The organism is Pseudoalteromonas luteoviolacea H33-S, assembly GCF_001625695.1.
Taxonomy (GTDB): Bacteria; Pseudomonadota; Gammaproteobacteria; order Enterobacterales; family Alteromonadaceae; genus Pseudoalteromonas; species Pseudoalteromonas luteoviolacea_B.
Genome location: NZ_AUXY01000098.1, coordinates 58,101 through 83,996 on the forward strand (window position 1 = coordinate 58,101; position 25,896 = coordinate 83,996).

The 25,896-nt window shown below is 39.8% G+C and carries 23 protein-coding genes; 14 read left to right on the forward strand and 9 right to left on the reverse strand.

Annotation, left to right across the window (positions count from 1 at the left end; all coding sequences use genetic code 11):
* Positions 1–215: 215 nt before the first annotated feature.
* Positions 216–1,073 (forward strand): flagellar protein MotY, encoded by an 858-nt coding sequence (locus N477_RS19600; RefSeq protein ID WP_419555248.1) that lies wholly within the window; start codon positions 216–218, stop codon positions 1,071–1,073.
* A 32-nt stretch (positions 1,074–1,105) separates the two neighbouring features.
* Here N477_RS19600 and mnmC read toward each other — a convergent pair whose 3' ends face one another.
* Positions 1,106–3,088: a bifunctional tRNA (5-methylaminomethyl-2-thiouridine)(34)-methyltransferase MnmD/FAD-dependent 5-carboxymethylaminomethyl-2-thiouridine(34) oxidoreductase MnmC gene (mnmC, locus tag N477_RS19605; RefSeq protein WP_063363049.1), complete on the reverse strand. Its 1,983-nt coding sequence runs from the start codon at positions 3,086–3,088 to the stop codon at positions 1,106–1,108.
* A 181-nt stretch (positions 3,089–3,269) separates the two neighbouring features.
* Here mnmC and fabB point away from each other — a divergent pair, with 181 nt between their 5' ends.
* The 3 genes from fabB (at position 3,270) to N477_RS19620 (ending at position 5,662) form a co-directional block, all read left to right on the forward strand.
* On the forward strand, positions 3,270–4,484 hold the full coding sequence (gene fabB, locus N477_RS19610) for a beta-ketoacyl-ACP synthase I (RefSeq protein ID WP_063363050.1): 1,215 nt from the start codon (positions 3,270–3,272) through the stop codon (positions 4,482–4,484).
* A gap of 213 nt (positions 4,485–4,697) precedes the next feature.
* The gene (locus N477_RS19615) at positions 4,698–5,135 is read left to right on the forward strand and encodes a hypothetical protein (RefSeq protein WP_155731967.1); all 438 of its coding nucleotides are present in this window, start codon (positions 4,698–4,700) and stop codon (positions 5,133–5,135) included.
* Positions 5,136–5,155: 20 nt separating this feature from the next.
* Positions 5,156–5,662 carry a hypothetical protein gene (locus N477_RS19620; RefSeq protein ID WP_063363051.1) on the forward strand — a complete coding sequence of 169 codons (507 nt, stop codon included), beginning with the start codon at positions 5,156–5,158 and terminating at the stop codon, positions 5,660–5,662.
* 54 nt (positions 5,663–5,716) lie between these two features.
* On the opposite strand, the gene smpB is transcribed toward N477_RS19620, so the two are convergent.
* A complete protein-coding gene (gene smpB / locus N477_RS19625) occupies positions 5,717–6,196 on the reverse strand; it encodes an SsrA-binding protein SmpB (RefSeq protein ID WP_023401520.1) in 480 nt (159 codons plus the stop codon).
* A gap of 141 nt (positions 6,197–6,337) precedes the next feature.
* Here smpB and N477_RS19630 point away from each other — a divergent pair, with 141 nt between their 5' ends.
* Positions 6,338–6,772, forward strand: a complete 435-nt coding sequence (locus N477_RS19630) for a type II toxin-antitoxin system RatA family toxin (protein ID WP_063363052.1) — start codon at positions 6,338–6,340, stop codon at positions 6,770–6,772.
* Positions 6,773–7,087, forward strand: coding sequence for an RnfH family protein (locus N477_RS19635; protein WP_063363053.1), 315 nt, complete (start codon positions 6,773–6,775; stop codon positions 7,085–7,087).
* Positions 7,088–7,147: 60 nt separating this feature from the next.
* On the opposite strand, the gene N477_RS19640 is transcribed toward N477_RS19635, so the two are convergent.
* From N477_RS19640 to N477_RS19660, 5 genes are all read right to left on the reverse strand, one after another.
* Positions 7,148–7,594, reverse strand: a complete 447-nt coding sequence (locus N477_RS19640; RefSeq protein WP_063363054.1) for a DUF2069 domain-containing protein — start codon at positions 7,592–7,594, stop codon at positions 7,148–7,150.
* The gene (gene wrbA / locus N477_RS19645) at positions 7,591–8,142 is read right to left on the reverse strand and encodes an NAD(P)H:quinone oxidoreductase (RefSeq protein WP_063363055.1); all 552 of its coding nucleotides are present in this window, start codon (positions 8,140–8,142) and stop codon (positions 7,591–7,593) included. Before wrbA ends, N477_RS19640 begins: the two co-directional genes overlap by 4 nt.
* Before the next feature lie 3 nt (positions 8,143–8,145).
* The gene (arsC, locus tag N477_RS19650; RefSeq protein ID WP_063363056.1) at positions 8,146–8,493 is read right to left on the reverse strand and encodes an arsenate reductase (glutaredoxin); all 348 of its coding nucleotides are present in this window, start codon (positions 8,491–8,493) and stop codon (positions 8,146–8,148) included.
* Between the two features lie 122 nt (positions 8,494–8,615).
* A complete protein-coding gene (locus tag N477_RS19655; RefSeq protein ID WP_063363057.1) occupies positions 8,616–10,064 on the reverse strand; it encodes a M48 family metalloprotease in 1,449 nt (482 codons plus the stop codon).
* Between the two features lies 1 nt (position 10,065).
* Positions 10,066–10,731, reverse strand: coding sequence for a hypothetical protein (locus N477_RS19660; RefSeq protein WP_063363058.1), 666 nt, complete (start codon positions 10,729–10,731; stop codon positions 10,066–10,068).
* A 255-nt stretch (positions 10,732–10,986) separates the two neighbouring features.
* On the opposite strand from N477_RS19660, the gene N477_RS19665 reads away from it, so the two are divergent.
* The 3 genes from N477_RS19665 to N477_RS19675 all read left to right on the forward strand — a co-directional run bounded on the left by N477_RS19665 (position 10,987) and on the right by N477_RS19675 (position 14,492).
* Positions 10,987–11,235, forward strand: a complete 249-nt coding sequence (locus N477_RS19665) for a hypothetical protein (RefSeq protein ID WP_063363059.1) — start codon at positions 10,987–10,989, stop codon at positions 11,233–11,235.
* On the forward strand, positions 11,228–12,295 hold the full coding sequence (locus tag N477_RS19670; protein ID WP_063363060.1) for an AI-2E family transporter: 1,068 nt from the start codon (positions 11,228–11,230) through the stop codon (positions 12,293–12,295). The genes N477_RS19665 and N477_RS19670 overlap by 8 nt, the downstream gene beginning before the upstream one ends.
* A gap of 148 nt (positions 12,296–12,443) precedes the next feature.
* A complete protein-coding gene (locus N477_RS19675; protein ID WP_063363061.1) occupies positions 12,444–14,492 on the forward strand; it encodes an aminotransferase class V-fold PLP-dependent enzyme in 2,049 nt (682 codons plus the stop codon).
* A gap of 17 nt (positions 14,493–14,509) precedes the next feature.
* Here the strand turns inward: N477_RS19675 and N477_RS19680 are convergent, their stop codons facing one another.
* The gene (locus N477_RS19680; protein ID WP_063363062.1) at positions 14,510–15,571 is read right to left on the reverse strand and encodes a LacI family DNA-binding transcriptional regulator; all 1,062 of its coding nucleotides are present in this window, start codon (positions 15,569–15,571) and stop codon (positions 14,510–14,512) included.
* A 368-nt stretch (positions 15,572–15,939) separates the two neighbouring features.
* Here N477_RS19680 and pgi point away from each other — a divergent pair, with 368 nt between their 5' ends.
* The 5 genes from pgi (at position 15,940) to N477_RS19710 (ending at position 25,144) form a co-directional block, all read left to right on the forward strand.
* On the forward strand, positions 15,940–17,586 hold the full coding sequence (gene pgi / locus N477_RS19685; protein WP_063363063.1) for a glucose-6-phosphate isomerase: 1,647 nt from the start codon (positions 15,940–15,942) through the stop codon (positions 17,584–17,586).
* A gap of 315 nt (positions 17,587–17,901) precedes the next feature.
* Positions 17,902–19,374, forward strand: coding sequence for a glucose-6-phosphate dehydrogenase (gene zwf, locus N477_RS19690; RefSeq protein ID WP_063363064.1), 1,473 nt, complete (start codon positions 17,902–17,904; stop codon positions 19,372–19,374).
* A complete protein-coding gene (pgl, locus tag N477_RS19695; protein ID WP_063363065.1) occupies positions 19,374–20,084 on the forward strand; it encodes a 6-phosphogluconolactonase in 711 nt (236 codons plus the stop codon). Before zwf ends, pgl begins: the two co-directional genes overlap by 1 nt.
* A gap of 889 nt (positions 20,085–20,973) precedes the next feature.
* Complete coding sequence (locus tag N477_RS19705) at positions 20,974–23,559, forward strand: TonB-dependent receptor (protein WP_063363067.1); 2,586 nt, start codon at positions 20,974–20,976, stop codon at positions 23,557–23,559.
* Between the two features lie 58 nt (positions 23,560–23,617).
* Positions 23,618–25,144: a tryptophan halogenase family protein gene (locus N477_RS19710; protein ID WP_063363068.1), complete on the forward strand. Its 1,527-nt coding sequence runs from the start codon at positions 23,618–23,620 to the stop codon at positions 25,142–25,144.
* Here N477_RS19710 and N477_RS19715 read toward each other — a convergent pair.
* Complete coding sequence (locus N477_RS19715; RefSeq protein ID WP_063363069.1) at positions 25,141–25,845, reverse strand: DUF6445 family protein; 705 nt, start codon at positions 25,843–25,845, stop codon at positions 25,141–25,143. The genes N477_RS19710 and N477_RS19715 overlap by 4 nt on opposite strands.
* Positions 25,846–25,896 lie beyond the last annotated feature (51 nt).

Consider the following 25,896-nt stretch of genomic DNA (forward strand, 5'->3'; position numbering starts at 1 on the left):
TTCTAAAATTAGCCGCCTATTATACTGATCATAAGGCAAGATGCTAATTAGGATCGGGTCAACAAGCAGATATTTTTACTTTCTGTCGATTTATTGTCTCGAAAGACGGTATGTTTATTGCTTTCATGTATCTAGAAATATGATTTAGGCACTAAAACGTTGGCCTATTTAGTTGTTCATAGGCTTGGAGAAGCAAAGTGAGTTTACATTTCAATATCTTAGCAGCGGTAATTACATGTGTGTTTGCGACAAGTGCGCACAGTGCGATGCGGCAATATAGTGCCTCCGTTGATAACTCCAAGTGGATGGTAGATAGAACGACACGGTTATCTTGCACACTTTCTCATGATGTTCCATATTACGGCGAAGCCATTTTTAGCGCGACAGCAAGTAAAAACAAAGATCTTACTTTTAATCTTGATATGGTTATTCGGCCTGAAGACTATGATTTTGCAGGGCTTGAATCTGTGCCACCAAGTTGGCGAGCAGGGCTGCCTGCGCGTTCAATGGGCGAGATGGCTTTACTTAAAAAGTTTGATGGAGAACTGGCTAATCCAGTCGCTTGGGAAATGCTTACAGAGCTTGAAAAAGGCTATCAACCTACCTTCTACTATCAAGATTGGAATAACAAGCATGACCAGATTGCCGTTTCTTTATCGTCTGTAAACTTCAAAAAATCATATTGGGACTTTTTACAGTGCAGAGATAACTTGTTGCCGTACAGTTTTGAAGACATCGCATTTGTGGTGATGAATTACCGTAAGAATTCGAGTGACTTGACTAAGTCATCACGCAAGCGGCTGGATATGATTGGAGAATATTTAAACAATGATCCAGACATTGATTCAATTTATATTTCAGCCTACTCAGATAGTTATGGTGGTAAAAACGTCAATTTGAATCTATCTAAAAAGCGCGCGATGGCGATTAAAGAATATATGGCAAGTAAAGGCGTACCGGCTGAAAAAATAATGACGGATGGCTTTGGTGAAAAGCGTCATGTTGCGATAAACACGACGCCGATAGGGCGTGAAGCGAACCGCCGAGTGATAATCCAAATTTCCAAGCCCTAATAGTGGGCTTGGTAGCATCGTTCATTCAAGGCTTAGATTTTATTCCTGATCATATCTCTGATAACTAAACGGGCAGGGTGCAATGCCTCGTGAACTCGTTCGCTAAATGGCAAAGGTTCTTGGGTTAAACTCGCAACCAGGTGCTCCGCAACAAGAGGTGCAGTGCACAGTCCTCTTGCGCCAAATCCGGTAACTACATGCAGCCCTTTATGAGGTAAGTTTTGGGCTTCAAAGTCATAGAACTTACCTCTTTTGATATTCTCGTACGCGTGCAGCAAATCATGTTTGTCTTGGATTTGCCCAATCATGGGCGTATGGTCGTTAAAGCAACATCTCACAGCAGCTTTAGCGCTTTCAATTGAGCCTAAACTATTGTCGAAGTCAGTACCTTGATAAAAGCCAGCAAGTTGTTCACGGTTGGTGATGTTATCTTGTTCAGTGACTTCTCTCGATTTGCTATGTTTTTCAAAAGTTGCGCCCATACAATGTAAGCCATTGTGGCTCGGAGTAAAGTAGCCTTTATGGCAAAGTACTGTAGCCAGTTTAGATGAGGTAACTCCCTCGTTGATATGAGAGACTTGTCCGCGAACGCCGTGAATGCCAATGTCTTTTGTTTGCTCAAACCGGTCTGAGTGTTCACCTGCGCAAACAAATACATCTGAAAATGGACCGAATTGGCCTTTGTTTGTCGTTAAGTACCAACCATCTTCTTTCTTATCTAGTTTTTCAACGTGAGTATTAAAGTGACACTGACTAGCTTGAAGATCTTGTGCTGCATTAAATACAGCTTTAGTGAGCTCAGGAGGGCTGACCCATCCGCCAAGTTCAATAAATAGTCCACCGTACGGTGTATCAATATTGGCAATTTCTTGGGCTTCGGTTTGATCAACCGCTTTGATCAGCTGCTTAGGAAAAATGTTGCTCTTGGCCACTTTGTTGTGTTGTGTTTTTTTACTGTCGTTGATGCTTTGTAGCAGGACACCGCACCATTGATGGTCAAAGTGATAGCCAGTATTGAGAAGTTGGTCGTAAAAGCGTCTGGCATATAAAAAGCTATGCGCATAAAACTCAGATGGGATCCCAAACTCACTTTGTAGGTTTGGATAAACGGCACCTTGCAGGTTGTGTGAGGCTCCTTGGGCAAGTGCGTCATCTTCGCAAAATAGGTTTGTTTTGATGCCGCGTTTTGCCAAATGATATTGCAAGCAACTACTTGCTATACCACCGCCAATAATTGCAACATTAGATAGCTCAGCCGCATGTTGCTGATAGTACAATGGAGTTGTTGCCTGTTCGGTCGTCGTATTGAGCTTACCAACAACCATTTCTCGTTTCCGGCCATAGCCTTTGACTTTCTTACACTCAAATCCTGCACTTTGTAAGCCTCTACGAACAAAACCAGCAGCGGTAAAAGTTGCAAAGGTAGCGTCTTTTTGGCTCAAATGCGCCATGGCGTCAAAAAGGGATTGTTGCCACATATCAGGATTTTTGCTTGGTGCAAAGCCATCCAAATACCAAGCATCTACAATGCCTTTGCTCTGATAAGCTATTTGTGGCATCGAATCTTGAACATCTCCAAACCAAAGGTCCAAAACAACGCGACCTTGCTCAAATTCAAGTCTATGGCAGCCTTGCAACGCAAGCGGGTATTGCTCACACAATTGCTCCGATAGCGATGTTAATCCGGGCCAAGCTTTTAAAGCTTGCTTTAAATCATCAAGCTTAATGGGGTATTTTTCAAACGACATAAAGTAAAGTCGTTCAACAGCTAGGTTCTCTGCTTGTTTAAAGCGAGTCCACGTATTTAAAAAATTCAGCCCTGTGCCAAATCCAGTTTCTGCGATCACAAAGTGCTTTCTAGGATGGTTTGTGAGTCTTGTTTGTAGTGCATTTTGCTCAAAGAAAACATAATTTGACTCAGCTAACCCATCGTCATTGGAAAAATAAACGTCGTCAAAGTTGTCGGCAACAGGGGTACCTGAATCATTAAAGTGGATTTGTGCGTTACTTATCATATAAATACGTTGGTATAATGCTCATTGATGACTGGTATTTTACTGCTTTTATTTGCATTAGTCCGTTGCAATTTCACAAATATCAGTTCAGAGTACGTGTGTACGCTGGAAAGCTGACCACTTGATCAGTATTTTACGCGTAGAATACACCTAAATTTTTTAAGTTCTAAGGGAATTACCCATGAGAAGAGCCGTAATTACGGGGATCGGTGTTGTTTCAAGCATCGGTAACAACAAGCAAGAAGTATTAGAATCTTTGAAAGCGGGTAAAAGTGGTATTGCTTTTAACCAAGAGTTTGCTGACATGAATTTGCGCAGCAATGTGTCAGGCAAAATTGATATTGATGTGAAAGCGTTAGTAGACCGTAAGGCGCACCGCTTTATGGGTGATGCTGCTGCCTATTCATATATTGCGATGGCACAAGCTATCGAAGACTCAGGTTTAGCTGAAGACCAAGTTTCAAATGAACGTACTGGCCTTGTAGTTGGTTCTGGTGGTGGTTCTTCTAAATACCAGGTAGAGGCAGCTGATATTTTACGTGAGCGCGGTGTTAAGCGCGTTGGCCCTTACATGGTACCGCGTACTATGGCGAGCACAACATCGGCATGTCTAGCAACACCTTTCAAGATTAAAGGTGTAAACTATTCAATTAGCTCTGCATGTGCGACATCAGCACACTGTGTTGGTCACGCGGTTGAGCAAATTCAACTTGGCAAACAAGACGTTATTTTTGCAGGTGGCGGTGAAGAACTACACTGGACACTGGCAATGGAATTTGACGCAATGGGTGCGCTATCAACTAAATACAACGAAGAGCCAGAAAAAGCGTCACGTACATATGATGCAAACCGTGACGGTTTTGTTATCTCTGGTGGTGGCGGTATCATGGTAATTGAAGAGCTTGAGCACGCGCTTGCTCGTGGCGCGCATATCTATGGTGAAATCGTAGGTTACGGTGCGACTTCTGATGGTTACGACATGGTTGCACCATCAGGTGAAGGCGCAGTTCGTTGTATGAAACAAGCAATGGCAACCGTTGAAGGCGACATTGATTATTTGAATACGCACGGCACATCAACACCAGTTGGTGATGTAAAAGAGCTAGGCGCAATTCAGGAACTGTTTGGCGATAACTCACCTGCAATCAGTGCGACTAAAGCAATGACTGGTCACGCGTTAGGTGCAGCTGGTGTTCACGAAGCTATTTACTCAGTACTTATGCTTGAAAATAACTTTATCACGCCATCAATTAATATTGACGAGTTAGATGAAGAAGCAAAAGGCTTAGACATCGTAACTGAACGTCGTGATGTTGAATTAAATACTGTGATGTCAAACAGCTTCGGTTTTGGCGGCACAAATGCAACGCTTGTTGTTCAAAAATACAAAGGTTAATTTTTTAAATTAGCTAATTTATAAAAAGCCCGAAAGGGCTTTTTTTATACCTAAATTATTATAATAATTAACATTAATCATATTTTAATTTACGTTTGCATCTCTATTTATAAATATATTTATGGCATATTTTAGCGCTATTGAATAAATAATTTTGCTGTGCTAAAAAGTGTGCGTACATACAAGGTGTACCTAGTTATAAAAGGGATAATTATGGAAGATATATACGAAGTAGATGTTGATGGAGATGGTATCAGTGATGGCGTAGTCGCTGACTTGGACGGCGATGGGTATATTGATACTGTGGGCGTTGATCAAGACGGTGATGGTTACATTGATACCGTTGCAATGGATACTGATGGAGATGGCTATGTAGATACCGTCATGGTTGACGAAGACGGTGATGGCGTGGTCGATGCTATTGCGATGGATACAGATGGTGACGGCTATGTAGACACTGTAGGTGTTGACTCTGATGGTGACGGCGTTATCGATACTGTGGCTGTAGATACCGATGGTGATGGAGTAATTGACGTTGTCGCCATGGATCTGGATGGTGACGGTGATGCAGATGCGGTGATCGCTGACACCGACTTTGACGGTGAGGCGGATACCATGATTATTGAAGACGATGGATTTGACGATTATTAATTTATTAAAGGGATTTAACTATGTTCAATAAAATAAAAGAAACAGCAGCAAAAAACTTCACAGATGAAGAAGGGAATAATCAATTGGGTGTTAATTTAAAAGAAAAAGGTGAAGGCTTAACTGCTTCTATTAAGCAAAAAGCGACAGATGCGAAAGATAATATCAAAGATATATCTGTCATGAACAAAGTAAAAGAGTTCACCAAAGCATCTGTAAAAACAGTTGAAGATATTGATAACGATTTATTGGCGAGTAATTCACAGTATGAAATCAATAACTTTAGAGTTTCAGCAACGGCTGGTGTTACAGCTGGTATGACCCTAGATATTCACTTTGTGAAAAACCAAGGTGCGAAGGAAATTGCGCAGAAAGCATCACGCTTTTTGATTGTGGTTAACCCTGATACGGGAAGCAAAATCCAAGTACCACGAAGTGCACTAGTGAATAAAGAAACAGCAAAAATTAAAGATCCAAAAACAGATGCTGTACTAACAATTGATGCTAAAACTGGTGCTATCTTAGCCTAGTTATAAAGTAATTAACCATATACAGCCTAGATGCTAGGCTGTATATTTTGTGGGTTAAACCTTGTGCTTCATGAGTCTTTCTTTATCGCGAGACCAATCTCTGTCTTTGATGTCTGCGCGCTTGTCGTGCATTTTCTTACCTTTTGCTAGGTGAAACTCTAATTTTACCCAACATTTTTTCCAGTACATTGCAGTAGCGACTAATGAAAAGCCATCACGTTCTGTGGCACCGATTAATCTGTCTATTTCACGCTTATTGAGAAGCAGCTTACGATAACGAAGCGGATCGCAGATAACATGTGTAGAAGCACTGTTTAAAGGCTGGATTTGAGAACCAAGCAAAAAGGCTTCACCGTCTTTTAGATGGATATAAGTTTCTGAGATATTCACTTTACCTGCTCGGATACTTTTAACTTCCCAGCCTTGTAGTTCCATACCTGCTTCGAACTTATCGTGTAAAAAATACTCATGACGCGCCTTTTTGTTTAACGCGATGGTATTGCTTGTTGATTTATTTGATTTTTTCTTTGCCATAATGGCTTAGTCTACCTACAAATCGAATTGGAAAACAGAGTTATTTAATTTATCTGCGATATTTTCGCTCACAGTGGCGCTGCAAACAAGATAAATCTTGAAAAGCTTGGTAAAATTGGGACAGTAAAGTTTGGAGATTGTATGCCACAAGTAGAAAAAAGTGCATTGGTGATGTACAGCACACAAGAAATGTTTGATTTAGTCAATGACGTAGATGCGTATCCTGATTTCCTCCCAAATTGCTCAGGTGCAAAAGTACTGAGCAGTTCACATGATGAGATGACAGCAAGCTTGGAAATTTCTAAAGCGGGCCTGACCAAATGGTTTACAACAAAAAATCAGTTTGAAGGTAATCGAGTTAAAATGCAGCTTGTTGATGGGCCATTTAAATCATTGCAAGGCTATTGGGAGTTTATTGAATTAGATGAGCAAGCGTGCAAAGTTAATTTAAAACTAGAATTTGAATTTGCAAGTAAGCTTATCGAACTGGCTTTTGGTAAGGTATTTAATGAAGTGGCAAAAAATATGGTCACAGCGTTCACCCAACGCGCTAAGTCGGTCTACGGGGTTAGATAAATGATAAAAGTTGAAGTTGTTTTTGCACTTCCTGAAAAAGCGACCAGTGTAACCGTAGATGTGGCGGAGGGCACTTCTGCTGAACATGTAGTCATGCAATCGGGTATTTTAGATAAGTGCCCGGAAATTGATCCAACTAATCTAAGCCTGGGTATTTGGAATAGAACGGTAAAGTTACATCAGGTGGTAAAAGAAGGGGATCGAATAGAAATTTATAGACCCTTAATTGCCGACCCTAAAGAAGCTAGACGTCGTAGAGCTGATAAGGCAAAAGAAGAAGGTCGTGCAAATAAGATCACAGGTGGTCGAGCATAAAGAGTGTTATTTGATAAAAAGCCACGTTATTACGTGGCTTTTTAATATCAGATAGTTAGTCTATTTTATATTGTCTTCACTTTGCTCATGGGCTGCTTTTTCATCAGCTAAGTCTTCCTTTAACTTTCTGATTTTTAAACCAAGCTCTTGCCCTCTGTGTCTTGCGTAGTATGTACAACCAATAAACATAGCTGAAGCAAAAGTTAACTCTAACGCTATCCATAATAGCTCATCAGTTGCTATCCAAAGCAAGGTGAGTCCGTGTATAAAATATATAATGACAATGAAGTTAGCCCATGCAAATGTATAGGGCTTATCTTGTACTATGCCTTTTAATGGCAGCAATAATGGAAGAATGTAGACTGCAAATATAAATCCTTCGCTGTAACCCTCTGTTGGTGATACGACAAACAACCATAGGGGCATTAATAACAACAGGCCAAAATATCCAAATAATGCGAGTCGATGGAACTGCTTTGTTTTTGGTTGCTTGGGGATCTGAGTCATAATAACTTACTGGCCACTCTGTAGAGTCGAACGGCGACCGCTCGACAGATTTTTACTTCGGTTTCAGTTAACTGGGCACTATTGTCTAGACCTGCAACATGTGTTGCGCCATAGGGTGTACCACCACTTTCTGTAGAAAGCAATTCAGGCACATCATAGGGTACTCCCATTAACATCATGCCATGATGCAATAAGGGGAGTGATAGATTTAAGAGTGTTGCCTCGTTACCACCATGCATGCTACTGGATGATGAAAAAACACAGGCTGGTTTATCAATCAGTTGACCTTTTAACCACAAATCGCTGGTTGTCTCCCAAAACGTTTTTGCTTGTGCTGCCATCATGCCAAAACGTGTTGGTGTACCAAATGCTAAACCATCACACTCTATAAGGTCTTGTTTAGTAACCACGATATCATGAGGGTGTTTTTGTACAAATGTTCTTAAACGCACAGTAGCACCTTGTGCGCTCAGTGTATCAGCGATTTCGTTGGCCATAGATTCTACAGAACCATGGCTAGAATGATATAAAACTAAAATAGTTGGCATATCTTAGATAATATCTAGCACTGACTCAGGAGGGCGTCCAAGCGCGGCTTTGTCGTCTTTAACAACAATAGGGCGCTCAATTAGCTTTGGGTTATCCAGCATAGCTTGTCTTAAAGTTGCTTCATCGCTGTCTTTGCTTAGACCAAGTTCTTTGTATATTGCTTCTTTATTTCGGACTAATTGGTGTGCAGAATCAAAACCTAGCTTAGATATAAGTGTGTTTAAAGTTTCTGAATCAATTGGTGTTTTCAAATACTCAACTACTTCAGGCTGAATTGAGTTTTCTTCTAACAAAGCAAGTGTTTGTCTTGATTTAGAACAGCGTGGATTATGATAAATAGTGACTGACATAATGAACCTTTTAAAACGGTAACCAATGATCTCATTGGTAATTGTAACTGATTGATTTCATTGTGCCTATCCTTTGTGCCAACAGGTTAAATACCAGTTAGGGTGAGGTAGGCACTAAGTTGTTATAATTTAGCGAGCTCTTTTTGCATATTTCGATACTTAGCGAGCAGTGCTTTTAAACGTAGCTTTTTAATTTCGTCTTCTTTTTCAATAAAGTTAAGCGCTTTTTGTACTTCATCGGCAGCTTTCATAAAGGCGCCATAGTGAGAGAGTAAACTCGCACGTGACTCATGATATGCGGCTTTATTTTTACTTAGTTCATAAGTTTCTGTTAAAAGCTGTTTGGCAAGTACATGATTTGGTTTTTCTAACAAGAACACTTTAAGAAGCTGTTCAGCTTTGTCATATTCTTTCGCCTTGATAGCTGTATTTGCAAGGTTTAATGTAATAACTTGGTTGTTAGGGCGCAACTTGTGCTTTTTCTCTAACACTTCGATTGCAGGCTTGAATAGCTTTTGTCCTATCTTGATATCAGTATAAACGTCCAGATAAAACAAGTTATTAGGTTGTGCCTTGACTAATTTATTGATGATTTCTTCTGCTTGGTCATATTTCTTCTGATCAAGTAAAGATATTGCGAGCCCGTACTCATATTGGCTTTTGTCCAAATCCGATGTAGTTCTTAAAGTATTCTCAAAATAGGCTTGTGCGTCTTGAGAGTCCATGTGGTAGCGTGCGATCACTCGGCTTTTTGCATAGAGAAAATCTGCACTGCTAGGAACATACTTCTTTGGGTATTGCTGGGCTCTTAACCTGACATCTGATACTCGCGAGTCCGGTAAAGGGTGAGTGAGTAAAAAAGCAGGAGGTTTATTTTGAAAGCGCACTTGAGCCGCTAGTTTAGTTAGAAACTCACTTGCCGCGTAGGGGTCATAACCCGCTTTTTGCAGCGTTTGCATACCAAAGCGGTCGGCTTCTTGCTCTGCTTTTCTGCTATGAGTTAGCTGACTTAATGCTGCTTGTGTACTATTTGCTGCGAGTATAGCCATTCCTGCGTCAGGCGCAACAACTGTGGCCAGAATACCCGTGATCATACCTGCAATGGTCAATGCGCTATTATCTTTGGCACTTTGTATACGTCTTGCTAGGTGTCGTTGCGTAACGTGTGCAATTTCGTGTCCCAGCACAGATGCAAGTTGGCTTTCATTATCAGACTGAGCAATCAAGCCTGTGTGCACGCCAACGTGACCTCCATAAAATGCAAATGCATTGATAGCTTTGTTATTTATCCAGAAAAACTTAAATGGAAATCTTACGTCATTGGCACTAGCAACCAGCTTGTTGCCAAGCGATGATAGATATTCATTAAGAACAGGATCTTGTACAAGTGGTGAACTAGAGCGGATCTGCATCATCATCACTTCACCTAATGCTTGCTCTTTCTCAATAGGCAGCACTTGTACCGCTGATGTTCCAAGGTCTGGTAACTTAAAATCTGAAGCTGTACTGATTGAAGTGTAGCTCATTGTGATAGCACAAAGTGTGGTTATAAGAGCTTTTCTAAATTGCATCCTAATCCTTCTTAATATCTTCACCGAGCATGATCTTAGCTAGATTTAGCTCGTCTTCACAAGCTCGGGCGTCTTTTTCACATAATTGATAAAAATCTTTTATTGAGACACCATCAACGCTCACAACGTTCAATTCTCTTTTTAAAAGAGAGATTGTTTGATGCACTACTTTGTGTGCGTGGAGTATGAGGGCTTTATCTGCAATATCCCCACGCTCAAAATAAAAACCAATAAACTTATGCAGTTGACTAAATCTTATCAGTGATTTCATGGTATGGGGGTCCCATACGTTAAACTCAAGATATTTGTTGTCCTTTAGATAGGTATCTACTTTAACGCCACGGGCAATTGGAAACGCCCAAAGCTCATAACCCCGATCTGTAAAAGCTTGGTGTAGAGATATTTGAGGTGCGCCATTACAATGAACAATGCCGTTGTCATCTTCATAGCCATCGAGTAGTTGTAAATTCCAATTTCGCTTATCGAGTATTCTTTTTATCGCATTATCAAAACCATGTTGAAATATCCCTTCGCTTTCACTTACTGAGGATGCGACAAGGTGATAAAAGGGTGGCAACTCCCCCCAATTGATTTGCTTTTTATACCAATTGATTTCTTTTAATGTCGGGTTGGCCGGTAAACTTGCCTTGTTATTTGCTCTTGGCATGTGGTTTCCCGTAAAACTTGCTGTTCATATAAGAATAAACCATTGGCAAAGTACAAGCTACAGAAAGGCGCTGTAATATGCGTAAAATAGAATATTATTCTCTTGCTATTGAGTGCTTAGGTGCCTTATAAACAAGAAGCGTATTTATAGTAGTAAATATTATAGGTTTATAATTGGTTTCTAATGTTTTAAAAGTGTATAAGATGCTACTTTTTGTTTGTTTTATCTATCCTGATTGTAACGAGGTGAGTGCTTTTGAAGTTGGTTAAAGAGCAATGCATTGAAGCAAATGCCATCGATTTGAGACAGTATCAATGTCCACAGCTCTTTGTTCAGTTTAAGTGGCATTTAAAGAACTGCCCAGATAAAAGTATTCAGTATATTTGTACAGACGAGCAAGACCTGTCTGATGTTAAGCGCTATTTGTGCAACAACTCCTATCATTATGCCTTTATAGAAGAAGGTCAATTACATTACATTGAGGTGTACATCACGGATGTTTGAGTTAATTAAATCTTGGTATCAGGATAAATTTTCGGATCCCGATTCAGTTACGTTGCTATTAATGCTCGTTTTTACAGCGACAATGCTGTATTTCTTTGGTTCATTTGTTATTCCAGTGCTTGTCGCCCTAGTTATCGCATATTTGCTTGATTGGCCTGTCACTAGGTTACAAAAGTTAATGCCTAGTCGACTTATGGCGACAAATTTGGTGATGTTAGGCTTTATTGGCATTGTGCTGGCTCTGTTGCTTGTGATAGTTCCTGTTTTGTGGTCTCAAGCGAGCAATTTAGTGCAAGAAGCACCGAGCATGATTGAAAAGGGTCGAGATTACTTGTTGCACCTTCCTGAAGACTACCCAAATTTGGTCTCAGTACAGCAAGTACAAAACATTGTGGCTGGGGTTGAGAGCAAAGTACTTGCTTTAGGTGAGCTCATTGTTTCTGTATCCCTAACGTCGATTAAGGATTTAGTGGCTTGGTTAATTTACTTGATCCTTGTGCCTTTGTTAGTATTTTTTATGCTTAAAGACAAAGTGTCTCTAACTACAGGCATCAAACAACTTATTCCAAAAGATAGGAAGTTAATTACACAAGTATGGGAAGAGATGGACCACCAAATAATGAATTATATTCGTGGCAAAGTCATTGAAATTGTAATTGTCGGTGGAACCAGTTTTGTGGCTTTTGCAGTTTTAGACTTACGATATGCTGCTTTACTTGGTACCTTAGTTGGCCTGTCCGTTTTGATCCCATTTATTGGTGCTGCATTGGTTACAATCCCCGTAGCAGCGGTGGCATTATTTCAATTTGGGGTAGCGCCAGAGTTTTGGACCATTCTAATTGTATACAGCATTATCCAAGCACTGGATGGTAACTTATTAGTGCCTCTTCTGTTTTCAGAAGCCGTTGATCTCAACCCTGTTTATATTATTGTCGCAGTGCTTTTTTTCGGAGGTCTATGGGGGTTTTGGGGAGTTTTCTTCGCTATCCCTTTAGCATCTCTAGTCAAAGCGCTAGGTAATGCTTGGTCGACTAACCATAGGCGAGCACAAACAAGTTAGAATGAAATGGATACTAGAGAAGGGAGCTTTTAGCTCCCTTTTTTCATTTTTGCTCTTAATTGACAAACAATAAGAAATCTAAGTTAACTCTCAGTCGCTTTTTGTGTAAAATGGAATATGTTAGTTCATAAAGTTATAAGTGGTATTAATGATCCCCTCGACCCATACTGAGTTTTATCTAGATGCAAATGCTACAACGCCAGTTTTAACACCTATTTTAAAAAGTGTTATTGACGCGATGACAGATAATTTTGGTAATCCTTCAAGCGCACATACCACAGGGTTATTAGCTAAGGATCTTCTTGAGCAAACCCGAATTAAGGGAAAAGGTATCTTAGGAACGAAAGAGGGGGAGTTACTCTTTACTTCAGGAGCAACGGAGGGTATTCAAACTGCTGTCGTTTCGTCAATTAGTCATCATATGCGAACTGCAAATAGCACAATTGATAAACCCATATTGATGTATGGCGCTACGGAGCATAAAGCGGTACCAAATACATTAAAGCATTGGAATGAGACTTTAGGTTTACATGCTGATCTAGTTGAAATTCCAGTGGATAAAAATGGAAAGCTTGACCATACATTCATTGCACGACACGTGTCGCAAGCAGTCATGATTTGCACAATGGCAGTGAACAACGAAACAGGTGTAATGCAAGACTTGTTAAAGCTAGAAGAAGTGATCCGTAAAAATAACTCAGATGTTTCTTGGTTAGTGGATTGTGTTCAGGCGCTAGGTAAAATAAGCATTAATATGGATGCTATCTCCATTGACTACGCTCCGTTTTCTGGCCATAAACTTTACGCTCCTAAAGGAATAGGCTTTTTGTATGTTAGAAGCGGTCAACCATATGTCCCTTTTATTGCCGGTGGGGGCCAAGAATCGGGCATGAGATCAGGTACGGAGAACTTACCTGGGATTGCGGGTTTAAATAAGCTCTTTTCATTACTCATAGAGAAAAAAGGTGTTTTTTATTCAATCAGCCAACTTGAACTACATCGACAAATGCTCATAGAGGCTCTACAAGACACTTTTCCTGGCGTCTCTTTACACGCTAAGTGCGAGGATTCGGTACCTACTACAATCAACTTTTCGCTAGACCATTATACATCTAAGGAAATAATAGACTTATTTGATGCAGCAGGGATCAGGGTAAGTGGTGGCTCCGCTTGTAGTTCGGGAGTTTCAAGTAGTTTTGTGCTCGAAGCGATGGGGCTTGATGAGTGGCAGTGTAATAATGCAATAAGACTGTCATTTGGTCCTGCAGATACCACAGAGTTTATTAAGAGCGCATGCGATGCAATTCGCTCAATAAAACCACTGTTATCAATAAATCCAATAAAGGGGGATTTGGCAAAGCATTCGTCATTTAGTTGGCATGGCGTAACTCAATTAGCATATCAAAATGAAACAAGCTGGGTGTTTGTTTCACAAAATAGAGAAGCTATAATTATTAATCCCATTGGCCAACTTATTCCCAAGCTAAAGCGCATATTCGGTGAATATGGTATTTGTATAAAAGCATGTATTATTAATAATTTAAATAAAAATACTAAAACGTTGATACAGAATATTACGTCAACTTTTGGCCAATCAGTGCACATTTATCATGATGGAGGTCATTTGTCTCCAGAGGTACTTTTATCTGGTGAGCAATGGGAAGTTAGAGCGGTAGCTTCGAAGCAGGGTAGTTTGGGTTATTTGTACATTGAGTGTAGGGTAGATTTATCAGTAATAATTTCATGCTCAGAAGAAGCACCAACTTCATTTGATAGTGAAGCTGGTAAAACAGTGGTGATCTCTAAAAACAGCATTGGGTTTTACAGTAAAGAAAAGAGTAATACGCAAAACTCTATCTCAGCGAATATCAACAATAACGTAGAGCTTCAAGATGGTCTTGCTGCAATAAACTGGATTCAAACGCATGATGCGGTGGTACTAGATGTTCGAGAGTGGGCAGAGCATAAAGCTTCATCGCATCTATTAAGTAAAATATCTCAAGAATGCGCTGCGAAGGTGATTAATATACCAGCTAGTCGACTAGTTAACGCAGTTTTTGATGGAACACTTTCGCCAGGTACTTCTTACCTGTTATTGTGTCGTAGTGGTAAACGTTCTAAACAGCAGATTAAAATGATGCGGTCGCTAGGTTTTACCAGTCTTGCAAATTTAACAAAAGGCTTGGTGCTGCTCTGAGCACCAAGCCTAAAAGTTTACACAGGTGCAGGTCCAGTGCTTTCGCGAACCACAACGGAAGGTGTAAAGGTTGTGATGATGTCTTTATCTTGCTTTCTACTGCCTCTTGTTTTAGAAAACAATAACCGAGCCGCATGTTCTGAAATAACACTATTGGCTTGATGTGCAGTCGTTAACTTTGGCCAAGTTTGGCGAGAGAACGGTGAGTCCTCGAACCCTGAAATTGAAAGTTGTTCAGGAATGGCAATATTCATCAGTCGAGACGCAAAGAGCGCGCCAGCTGCAATTTCATCGTTACCACCTAAAATAGCGGTAATCTTATAGGCATTATTATTCTTTAATAGTGCTTTTGCACCTTCAACACCAGACTCGAACGAATAGGTTCCCTCATAAATTAAATCTTCATTCAAAGTGAGGTCATGATCTTTAAGCGCTTGCTGATAGCCAGCTAAGCGTTCAGTAGTTGATTTGTGTTCGGCATCTCCACAAGCAAATGCAATGGTTTTATGACCTAATTTAATTAGATGTTCGGTAATTTCATATGCCGCAGCATAATCGTCAACATAAATGCAGTTATTTGCCTTGTGCTCTTCAGTTTTACCTTCACAAGCTGCTGAAGCATGGCTTTGGCCAGAAAGTAGTCTTACGTAAGCAACGCCTAAGCTATCAAGCATATCAATAATGTCTTGCTGCTCAGAAAGTGGAGGAGTTAATACTAAGCCTGCAAGTCTTGAGCGCTGGATCATGGTAGCGATTTCCTTGTGCATATCCGGATCTTGAGCACAGCAAGGGTGGATAACCAGCTCGTAACCTTCTTCTTTACACCTAGATAGCACACCATTTTGCATATCAATGACATAATAGGCATTGGGGTTGTCATATACTAGGCCAATGGCAAAGGAAGAGGTACCTGCCAAATTCCGTGCTGCAGTATTTGGTTGGTAATTTAGCTCTTCGACGGCTTGCATAACCAAATCGTAAGTTTTTTTTCTGACAGAAGGCTCTTTATTTATGACCCTTGATACAGTTTTCATAGACACGCCTGCATGTTTTGCGACGTCGTTGATGGTTACTTTCATTTTTTTTCTTCTATATGAATAAGGCTAAGCTTTGGCCAAAAATTGAGTACTTTACTCTCAGAGCCCTTTAAATGCTGGCTTTTAATACAAAATAATATGGATCAGCATTACGTGTAAGGCAATATAGTATATTTCAGCTTTTCATGAAACGATCAAATTTGTACGCTGCAGTTTTTTAACATTAACTGAATAACTTTAATTTATTTTATGATACCGGTGTCAAAAAATAAAAAATCAGTTATTATATGCAAAGTAAAATGAGGAACATGCAGTTTGACAGCGTTGTCATTTTAACTTATGGTTAACGCTCGAATATGTTTATGTGTGTATTTATGTGTTTGCACACTATCATCGCTAGGGGAAAAATTATGAATTGCCGTACAACATTACCAAGTTGGCAAGCATTATCATCAGCATCAGAACAATTAAAAGAACAGCATTTAAAGACCCTTTTTGAGACTGATAATGGACGCTTTGATAAATTTTCTCGTCAGATCCCAGGTGTTCTTTTTGACTTTTCGAAGCAGCTTATTGACAGTAGAGTATTTGAGCAGCTAATTACGCTTGCTAAAGAATCAGATATCGCGACGTGGCGTGATAAGATGTTTTCTGGAGAGAAAATAAATATCACAGAAGACAGAGCTGTATTACATGTCGCCCTTAGAAACAGAGATGCTTCTGGGATTTATGTCGATGGTGTGAATGTGACCGAACAAGTTCAAGCAGAACTTGAAAAAATCAAGGTTTTCACAGACAGAGTACGCAGTGGAGAATGGACTGGCTGCACAGGTAAAGCTGTAAAAGACATCGTTGCTATTGGCGTAGGTGGCTCGAACTTAGGTCCGCAAATGGTGACTGAAGCACTTGGCGCATATAGCGATGGTAATTTAAACGTTCATTACGTTTCTAATGTCGATGGTGTTCAACTTGGCGAGGTTTTGAAAAAAGTACACGCTGAAACCACCTTGTTTGTTATTTCGTCAAAGACGTTTACGACTTCTGAAACGATGAATAATGCACGCTCAGCTGTTGCTTGGTTCTTGGAAAGTGCCAATGATCAAAGTGCAGTTGCGAAGCATTTTGTAGCAGTGAGTACAAACCTTGAAAAAACCCGCGCATTTGGTATCGCAGATGAAAACGTATTTACAATGTGGGATTGGGTAGGCGGACGATTCTCTTTGTGGAGTGCTATAGGGTTACCAATTGCATTGTACCTTGGTTATGAAACGTTTGTAGAAGTACTTGAAGGTGCGTTTGAGGTTGATACGCATTTTAAAACAGCTGAGTTTGAAAATAACATACCGCTCATCATGGCTCTTTTGAGTGTATGGAATTCAAGCTTCTTAGGATATACATCTCAAGCCATTTTGCCATACGATCAGGCGTTGCACATGCTGCCGGCTTATTTGCAACAAGGTGAAATGGAAAGTAATGGCAAACATGTCACATTTGACGGTCAGACTGTACCGTATACGACTGTGCCAATTATTTGGGGTATGACAGGTATTAATGGTCAGCATGCATTTTATCAATGCTTGCACCAAGGTAATGTTATTGTGCCAGCTGATTTTATTGCTTCAGTAGAACCGCAAATAGCTCTGGGTAAACATCATGACGTGCTGTTGTCTAACTTCTTTGCACAGACAGAAGCATTGATGGCTGGTGTAAATGAACAGCAAATTCGTGAAGATTTAGCTGCAAAAGGTAAGTCTGATAGCGAGATCGAAAAGCTGGTTGCGCATAAAATACATCAAGGCAATCGCCCTACAACATCAATGATCCTAGACAAAGTGGATGCAAAAGCTGTAGGTAGACTGATTGCGCTTTATGAGCATAAGATTTTCTGTCAGGGCATTATCTTGAATGTATGTTCATTCGACCAATGGGGTGTTGAGTTGGGTAAAGGCTTAGCAAGTAACATTGAAGCAGAACTGACGCAAGAAAACATATGTCACGAGCATGATAGCTCTACGTCTGGGCTAATTGCTTATTACAAGCAAAAACGAAACAAATAAAATCGTAGCACTTGGCTACGACAGTAAAGAATACCTTTGAACGGGTAGCGCTGGAGTACTTAGGGCCTGTATTTTTGTGAGAGGAATTACAGAGCCCCTAAGACTCATTTTAAAAGACTACTAAAAGAATAAATATGCAATTGCTACTAGGTAGGCTTCACCTGAATCCTAAGCAAGATTGTGGTCTGAGAACGAATTCAAACCTATAAATGAAGTTGTGTTTGGCATGTTTACCTAAAACACCAAACGGTTTTGATTGTAGCGCGTGTTCTCTACAGAGTAATTACCGCGCACCTAACCTTGTGAGAAATAATTATGCTTAATCCTTTTGATATCGTAATTTTTGGTGGGGGTGGCGATTTAGCGTTAAGAAAATTGTTGCCTGCTATGTATCGTGCATATCAAGAAGGCAATCTGCCTGAAGGTAGCCGCATTCTACCTACCGTTCGAGAAGAAAGTAAAAAAAATGAATACGTAGAGAACGCTGGCAAAGCACTCCAGGAGCATTTAGGAAAGGGCGAATATAACCAAGCCGACTGGAATGCGTTTTCTCAGTATTTGGTTCCTGTTGTGGTAAATGTTACAGCAGCTGATGATAATTGGGACTTACTTCGAGATATTTTAGAGCAAGATGACTCTAGTAAATCTCGCGTTTTTTACCTCTCTCTTCCTCCTGCAGTTTATGGCACATGCTGTGAATTATTATCTAAGAAATCTTTGATCAGTGAAAACTCTCGAGTTGTTGTTGAAAAGCCTATTGGCTATTGCGGTGAATCAGCTGAAGAAATCAATGCCAAAATCGCAGAGTACTTTGAAGAAGATCAAATTTTCCGTATAGATCACTATTTAGGTAAAGAAACAGTACAAAACCTTATGGCGCTGAGATTTTCAAATGTTCTTTTTGAAAATTTATGGGATGCAAAGACCATTGATAATATTCAAATCAGTATTTCTGAAACCGTAGGTTTGGAGAGCAGAGCTGGTTTTTACGATAAAGCGGGTGCGCTGCGAGATATGGTACAAAACCATCTCCTCCAGCTATTGTGTCTTGTCGCTATGGAATCGCCTCATAAACTCAATGCAAATCGAATCAGAAATGAAAAGCTGAAAGTGTTAGAAGCTTTGCGTCCACTTACAGATGAGTTAGTAGACGACAATGTTGTTCGAGGACAGTATGTACCTGGTGATTTGAACGGGAGTTTAGTACCTGGTTATTTGGAAGAGCTAGGTGAAGGTTCAAGCACTACGGAAACGTTTGTTGCAATTCGCGCTCACATCGATAATTGGCGCTGGTCAGGTGTACCTTTCTATTTAAGAACTGGTAAACGTATGAAGCAACGTTGTGCCGAAATCGTCGTAGAGTATAAACCAGTTTCTCATAATGTGTATGATGATACTGTTGGTCCAATTTTGCCAAATCGTTTAATTATAAGGCTTCAACCAGAAGAAAGTATCCAACTGACTCTAATGTCAAAGAGATTAGATAATTTGGAGATGCAACTTGAACCAGTCACACTTAACATTGAACTGAGTGAAAAGTACAGTAATGGTTTCCACTCAGATGCTTATAAGCGTTTGATGCTAGATGCTGCAGCGAATAATCCATCATTATTCATTCACCGTGATGAAGTAAGACAAGCTTGGAAATGGATTGACCCAATCATTGCTCGTTGGCAAGAGAAGGGCACGCCTGCATTATACAGAGCGGGCTCCTGGGGACCAGAATCGGCGGATGAGTTGTTAGAAGAAAAAGGTCACGCTTGGTTTAATGTTGGAGAGAAAAATTAATGGCAATCTTAAACGAAAAGTTCTTTGATTCTAAAGACGAGATGACAGAGCACTTAGCCACGGTATTAGAAAATACGTTGAGTCAAGCAATTGAAACTGACGCCGCGGCAAGCATCTTGGTATCTGGTGGTTCGTCACCTGCACCTGCTTATAAGCGACTTTCAGGTTTGGATTTGGATTGGAGTAAAGTCACCGTTGCTATGGTTGATGAGCGCTGGGTTGCACCAAGCCATGAAAAGTCAAATGAGGCTTTTATAAAGTCGACATTGTTACAAGACAAAGCATTGAGTGCACCTTTTGTAACGATGAAAAATGAGCTACAGTCTGCGATTGCAGGTCAAAGTGAAGTTGAAGCTCGTTATCAGTCTTTAAAACAGCCATTTGATGTAACCATTTTAGGCATGGGTCCAGATGGGCATACTGCATCGCTTTTTCCACATGCTGATGGTTTAGAAGATGCACTTAAGACAGAACAGCTTGTTTGTGCAATTAATGCAAAAGAGAGTGAAGTGACGGGTAGTATTACTGAGCGTATGAGCTTATCGCTAGCTGGTATTGCGAACACTCAGCATGCCATTTTGTTGATAAGTGGTGAAGCGAAGCGCGCTATTTACGAACAAGCAAAAGAGCAGGGCTCTGAATTAGATATCCCACTTAGAGCTGTATTGGGACTACCTGAACTAAAGCTAAGTGTTTTTTGGTGTCCTTAATTCTTTTTATTGAAAAACGCGTGCTTAGCGCGTTTTTCTAACCTGAAGTCATTATTTATACTCTTCCTTTTTTAACCTATAACCTACATTGCAATCCTTTTTATTGAAAATAGTTACTCTTGTTTAAGAATTTCACTTCAGAGGTAACCGCTAGAGTGTTTCTTTTATTAGACATTGACAGTAATTAACAAGTCGAGAAATAACTTAACTTAATCAGGCTAAAGTTTTCTTATCCTAATGTGAGAAGACATTAGTACCGATTAAGCTTGAAACAACCTGGTTTGCTTATAAAAACACATACTTTATTAGTATTTGTTATATAAGATTTTTGCTACCTGTATGTAATTAAGCCGTTCTTTGTTGCGTTAAATGAGATTTTTGCATTCGAGGGGAAAATTAATTTCTTAATTTTCAATTGGATCCAATGAGTTTTGTTTTTTGTCCCGCAAGGGTCTTTAGGTTCACGCTTTTACTGGACATGGAAGTAAAATTCAACTAAAATGACAGCGTTGTCATTGAGAATTGTTATCACCTTGAACAGCTTCTGCCCAGGCTATTATTTTGACTAACTCTTCTTTTACTGCATTAAAATTATGCAGTTTCTTAATTAGATACAAATAATTCGTATCATTCACCTTATAAACTACAGATTTATGCATCTTATGTGGTATATTAGTTCGCGTTTGTAACAAAGTATGACCAAGCTTTATATAATCCATTATTATTCAAGAGGTTAGTACCTCTAATGAAAATTTTTAAAGTTTTTGTTTAAAAAACATGTAGCGATTATGTAATTTTGGGTGTATTGTTTGTTATTAGATGACAGCGTTGTCATCATCACTGGGCAGAAGTGATTTTAAAACCAACAAAATGATTCAAGGGGAATCCTGTGTTAGCTAATAATTTTAAGAAAAGTTTACTAGCTGCAAACATTGGTCTTGCGTTAACCGCAGGCGTATCTGGTGTAGCAGTTGCTGATAGTGGTACTCAAGTCAAAGAAGACGTAGAAGTAATTGAAGTACGCGGTATTCGTCGTTCTTTAGAGGCGTCAATTAATACCAAACGTTTTGCAACATCTGTTGTTGACGCTGTAACAGCGGAAGATGTGGGTAAATTCCCAGATAGTGATGTAGGTGAGACGCTAGGTCGTATCCCAGGTGTTGCCGTTAACCGTCAATTTGGTCAAGGTCAACAAGTTTCAATTCGTGGCGCATCAGCTACACTAACTAGAACGTTATTAAATGGACATACAGTTGCTTCAACTGGTTGGTATGATCAGCAAGCAATAGACAGAAGCTTCAACTATACGTTACTTCCGCCTGAATTAATTGGTGGTATTGAAGTTTACAAGTCTTCACAAGCTAATATTGTTGAAGGCGGTGTAGGTGGTACTGTTATTGTTAAGACTCGTAAGCCATTAGATTTAGATGCGAATACGACATTTATCGGTATTAAAGGCGATTACGGTACAGCTTCAGAGTCAACAGATCCTCAGCTTTCTGGCTTATACAGCTGGAAAAATGCAGACGAAACGATTGGTTTCTTAGGTTCAGTAGCATATGCTGAAACTAATTATCAACGAAACGGTATTGAAACTCTTGCTGGTTGGGGTGAAATTTCACCTACAACTTTCCAACAAGAGCGTGAACGTACTGCAATCAGTACATCAATTCAGTTCAGACCAAATGATCAATTTCAAGTAAGCCTTAACTTAATGAGCTTAGAGCTTGAAGCTGACAACGCAAATACGTCAATCTATACAATTTTTGGCGATAAAAAAGATGAATCTTGTACGCAAACAAACGCTAACGGTACATGTATTGTTTGGGAACGCCCAGGCACAGGTGACTTTGGCGGTTGGATCCAGACTTGGGCCCGTGCTGCAAGCATGCAGTCAGACACATACGACGTAGACTTTGAGTATGAAACTGATGACTATAAGCTGACTGGTCGTGTTGGTATGACAGAGGCTGAAGGTGGTACAGACTTAACGGCTAACTTTGGTCAAGCAGTTGGCGAAGCGAAACATTTTGCAGGCACATATGATTTGCGTGGTGATGTTGTAGCTATTAGTGGCCCTAAGAAAAACTGGGTTGCTGGTGACTTCAATGACACGCTAAGTGCTGCTGGTTGGTCTCTTAAAAATGAACCAAACACAGATGAAGAAACTTATGCGCAGTTAGATCTTGAGTTACCAGTAGATTTTGGTGCAATCACCGCGATCCACACAGGCTTCCGCTGGGCAGATCATGAAGTTAAGAAAGATGCTTATGCTGCTGTAACTGTTGCTGAAATCAATAAACTTGCTGGCTCTGAGTTATACAGTGGCACGGTTTCATCAGGCGCAGGATATGTTTTACCTGAGCCAAACCTTGACCGTATGCTCGCTGAAGGACGCGCAGCAATTGCTAGCTTCGACAAGAATGTTGCTGGAATTGGCACTATCACCGAAGAAAACTTAGCCGTGTATGTTATGGCTGATTTTTCTGCAGACAGTGTAAGAGGTAATTTTGGCCTTCGTTATATCTCAACTGATGCTGAATCTACTTATCACCCGTTTGTAATTGGTTCTGGTTACCAAGATACGTTAGGCAAAGACGAGAGTGACTACTCTCAGGTTTTACCAAGCTTAAACTTGGCGTTTGATGTTAAAGAAGATGTAATTTTACGTTTCTCTGCAGCACAAGTAATTTCAAGACCTAACTATGAAGACTTATTCAGTGGCGCGACTCAAATTGGTCTGAATGACGGTACTCCAAATAACGAAGTATTACGTTATGGCACAATCAGTCTGAACCCAGTTAAAGCAACACAAGCGGATCTTGGTTTCGAGTACTATTTTGATAACGATGCGTTATTTGCTATGACGTATTTCTTTAAAGATATCTCATCATTCGTAACCTCAGATCAAGTAGCTGACCAACAAATTGGCATTGTTGACAACAACACTGGTGCTGATAGCTGGACTATTGAGACGCTGTATAACGGTAACGGTGGTACAATTGAAGGTATCGAAGTTCAGCTTCAAGATGGCTTTGATAATGGATTCGGTTATGCTGTTAACTATACTTATGCAGAAGGTTCTGCACCGGGTCAAAACTATTCTGATGGCCTATCAGTATTCTCTGATTCATCAAAGCATACTGTGAACATGGTTGGTTATTATGAAACAGATCTGTATAGCATTCGTTTAGCCTATAACTGGCGTTCAGAATACATGATCCGTGAAGGTGCTAAGTTCTATGGTAACCGTGAGCACCAAGACTACGGTTCACTTGATTTGAGTGCAAATTATAAAGTTACAGACTACTTAGATGTTACTTTCGAAGCAGTAAACCTTACTGAAGAAGATAGTATTCAAATTGGTACAGCTGCATCTGACTCTCAAGTTAAACGTGAACTACAAGCTGGTTTCCCTGCATGGTCATATGAAGGTGAAGCGAGATACAGAGTGGGCTTAAACTTCCGCTTCTAATAAAAATTTGTTTATATAAGGCCCACATAGTGGGCCTTTTTTGTTTGGGTTATTAAATATGAAGTTAATCGTTGTCGGTGGAGGTACTGCTGGGTGGCTAACGGCGTGTCATTTAGCAAAATCGCTAGAAAATAGTCCAGAGTACTCTGTTACATTAATTGAGTCACCTAATATTCCAATTATCGGTGTTGGTGAGGGAACTGTTCCGAGTATCCGTGACAGCTTGAAAACAATAGGGATTAGTGAGCAAGAGATATTTCAAAAATGTGATGCGACTTTTAAGCAGTCAATTAAATTCATAAACTGGCGCCACAGAGAAAAATCAGAATCAATTCATTTCTATCATCATTTGTTTGATTACCCTTTACCTTCAGGAGTTGATTTATATCCATTATGGAAAGTAGAAGGTCAACAAGAGCCGTATGCCAGCTTTGTAGCACCTCAGTACTCTGTGTGTGAAAACGGTCTAGCTCCCAAATTAATTACCACACCTGAGTATAAAGGTATCACTTCTTATGCATATCATTTTGATGCACACAAATTTGCAGATCTGCTACGGAACCATGGAGTAAAAAGGCTTAACATTGAGCATATAAAAGCTGATGTTGAATCTATTAATAAAGACTCTGAAGGCTATATTGAATCTTTGATTTGCCAAGATGAGTCCATAATTACCGGTGACTTATTTGTAGATTGTACTGGGTTCAATTCATTTTTGATGGGGCAGCAATTGGGTATTCCATTTGTTGATAAAAGTGACCTGTTATTTACTGATAAAGCGTTAACAATGCAGGTTCCTACTACCGAAAATGAAGACATACCACCGTATACATTGTCAACGGCCCATCAAGCAGGCTGGATCTGGGATATTGCCTTGACAACAAGGCGGGGGGTTGGGTTTGTTTATTCGTCGAGACATATGGATGAGGAAACTGCACGGCTCAAATTTCGTGCGTATTTGGGGGAAAGTATTACAGATGAACAATTTACTCCCCGAAAAATAGATATGAAAGTGGGTCGAAGAGAAAAGTTTTGGCATAAAAATTGTGTTGCTATTGGTCTGTCACAGGGGTTTGTTGAACCTCTTGAGGCCACAGCAATACTAATATCCGATTTGTCTGCTAGGTTACTCGCACAAAGGGTACCTAAAAATAGGCAGGAGATGGAGGCGTTATCGACACGGTTTAACAACCGCCTAGTCTACGGGTGGGATAAGGTATTAGAGTTTATAAAGTTACATTATGCGCTATCGGACAGAAAAGATTCCGCCTTTTGGACTGATAACCGTGACTTGTCTTTATGTTCTAATAATATAAAAGACATGTTGGCTCTTTGGTCACACCAGCCACCTGTAAAAGAAGATTTTTTTTCCAAATTTGAAGTGTTTGACTACGAGAATTATTTATATATTTTGTTCGGTATGGATTTCCAAACAGGAAGTGAACACCGCCAAGGCCAAAATTTATCAATGGAAATGAAATGTCGTGAGCAAGTAAAAAGTGCGAGCAAGCATTTTTGTGATAATCTTGAAGAGCATCGGACTTTGTTGAACAAAATAGCTGAATTTGGTATTCAAAAAAGTTAATCGAATCCCTTGTAAAACGACGCGATAGTCAATCTTCCTTTTCGTTTGTCTTTACAATAACTTAAAGGATTATCTAAGTTTGCAGAATGCAGTAAATTACCTTTATAAAAAACAAGTCGATTTACTTTTGCTTCTATCTTTATTACAGGTTCAAACAGAGAGGTTGTTCCTGTAATATAACCTGAATGTTCATCTTTATGTTTCTCGACCTGCTCGATCATACTTTTGATTATTGCTACGTCATTATTAAAAAATTGAACCTTGTTCTCAGGAAGGTACTTGTAAATTGAGGTGCCACCGTGCTCTTTTCCACACAGGTAGTGTACACTGGCAAATTCATCATTTAGGCCTGTGTCTACATGGGGCATTTTTTGTTGTATTTGTAAATCGGTCGGTTCAAGCGTAGTTAAACTCATAAATGATTTTGACAGTTGGATTGAGGAGAATGTTTTGAATATTGGTTTGATACTCTCATTGACGAACTTTTCTATCGCAGCGACATAAAAATTGGGCATCAAATCTCGTTTTCCAGGATAAAAAGTGCCACATGCTCCTTCTTTATGAAAATATGCTGTGTTTTGTGCAAAGTCCAAAAGAGACTCTGGGTTTACAAGCAAATCATCAACAATAACTACGCATTCGCTTGTTTCAGGGACATTTATTGTTGTTATTGATGCTTTGTTATTAATTATTAAGTCCACAGGTTTATTCTCATTATGTATTGTAACACCTTATTTAGACTGGATTTTAAC

Excerpts from the sequence above, each read along its gene's own strand:
- mnmC (WP_063363049.1), bottom strand. The coding sequence starts at position 3,088 with ATGATAAGTAACGCACAAATCCACTTTAATGATTCAGGTACCCCTGTT.
- fabB (WP_063363050.1), top strand. The coding sequence starts at position 3,270 with ATGAGAAGAGCCGTAATTACGGGGATCGGTGTTGTTTCAAGCATCGGT.
- N477_RS19615 (WP_155731967.1), top strand. The coding sequence starts at position 4,698 with ATGGAAGATATATACGAAGTAGATGTTGATGGAGATGGTATCAGTGAT.
- N477_RS19620 (WP_063363051.1), top strand. The coding sequence starts at position 5,156 with ATGTTCAATAAAATAAAAGAAACAGCAGCAAAAAACTTCACAGATGAA.
- smpB (WP_023401520.1), bottom strand. The coding sequence starts at position 6,196 with ATGGCAAAGAAAAAATCAAATAAATCAACAAGCAATACCATCGCGTTA.
- N477_RS19630 (WP_063363052.1), top strand. The coding sequence starts at position 6,338 with ATGCCACAAGTAGAAAAAAGTGCATTGGTGATGTACAGCACACAAGAA.
- N477_RS19635 (WP_063363053.1), top strand. The coding sequence starts at position 6,773 with ATGATAAAAGTTGAAGTTGTTTTTGCACTTCCTGAAAAAGCGACCAGT.
- N477_RS19640 (WP_063363054.1), bottom strand. The coding sequence starts at position 7,594 with ATGACTCAGATCCCCAAGCAACCAAAAACAAAGCAGTTCCATCGACTC.
- wrbA (WP_063363055.1), bottom strand. The coding sequence starts at position 8,142 with ATGCCAACTATTTTAGTTTTATATCATTCTAGCCATGGTTCTGTAGAA.
- arsC (WP_063363056.1), bottom strand. The coding sequence starts at position 8,493 with ATGTCAGTCACTATTTATCATAATCCACGCTGTTCTAAATCAAGACAA.
- N477_RS19655 (WP_063363057.1), bottom strand. The coding sequence starts at position 10,064 with ATGCAATTTAGAAAAGCTCTTATAACCACACTTTGTGCTATCACAATG.
- N477_RS19660 (WP_063363058.1), bottom strand. The coding sequence starts at position 10,731 with ATGCCAAGAGCAAATAACAAGGCAAGTTTACCGGCCAACCCGACATTA.
- N477_RS19670 (WP_063363060.1), top strand. The coding sequence starts at position 11,228 with ATGTTTGAGTTAATTAAATCTTGGTATCAGGATAAATTTTCGGATCCC.
- N477_RS19675 (WP_063363061.1), top strand. The coding sequence starts at position 12,444 with ATGATCCCCTCGACCCATACTGAGTTTTATCTAGATGCAAATGCTACA.
- N477_RS19680 (WP_063363062.1), bottom strand. The coding sequence starts at position 15,571 with ATGAAAGTAACCATCAACGACGTCGCAAAACATGCAGGCGTGTCTATG.
- pgi (WP_063363063.1), top strand. The coding sequence starts at position 15,940 with ATGAATTGCCGTACAACATTACCAAGTTGGCAAGCATTATCATCAGCA.
- zwf (WP_063363064.1), top strand. The coding sequence starts at position 17,902 with ATGCTTAATCCTTTTGATATCGTAATTTTTGGTGGGGGTGGCGATTTA.
- pgl (WP_063363065.1), top strand. The coding sequence starts at position 19,374 with ATGGCAATCTTAAACGAAAAGTTCTTTGATTCTAAAGACGAGATGACA.
- N477_RS19710 (WP_063363068.1), top strand. The coding sequence starts at position 23,618 with ATGAAGTTAATCGTTGTCGGTGGAGGTACTGCTGGGTGGCTAACGGCG.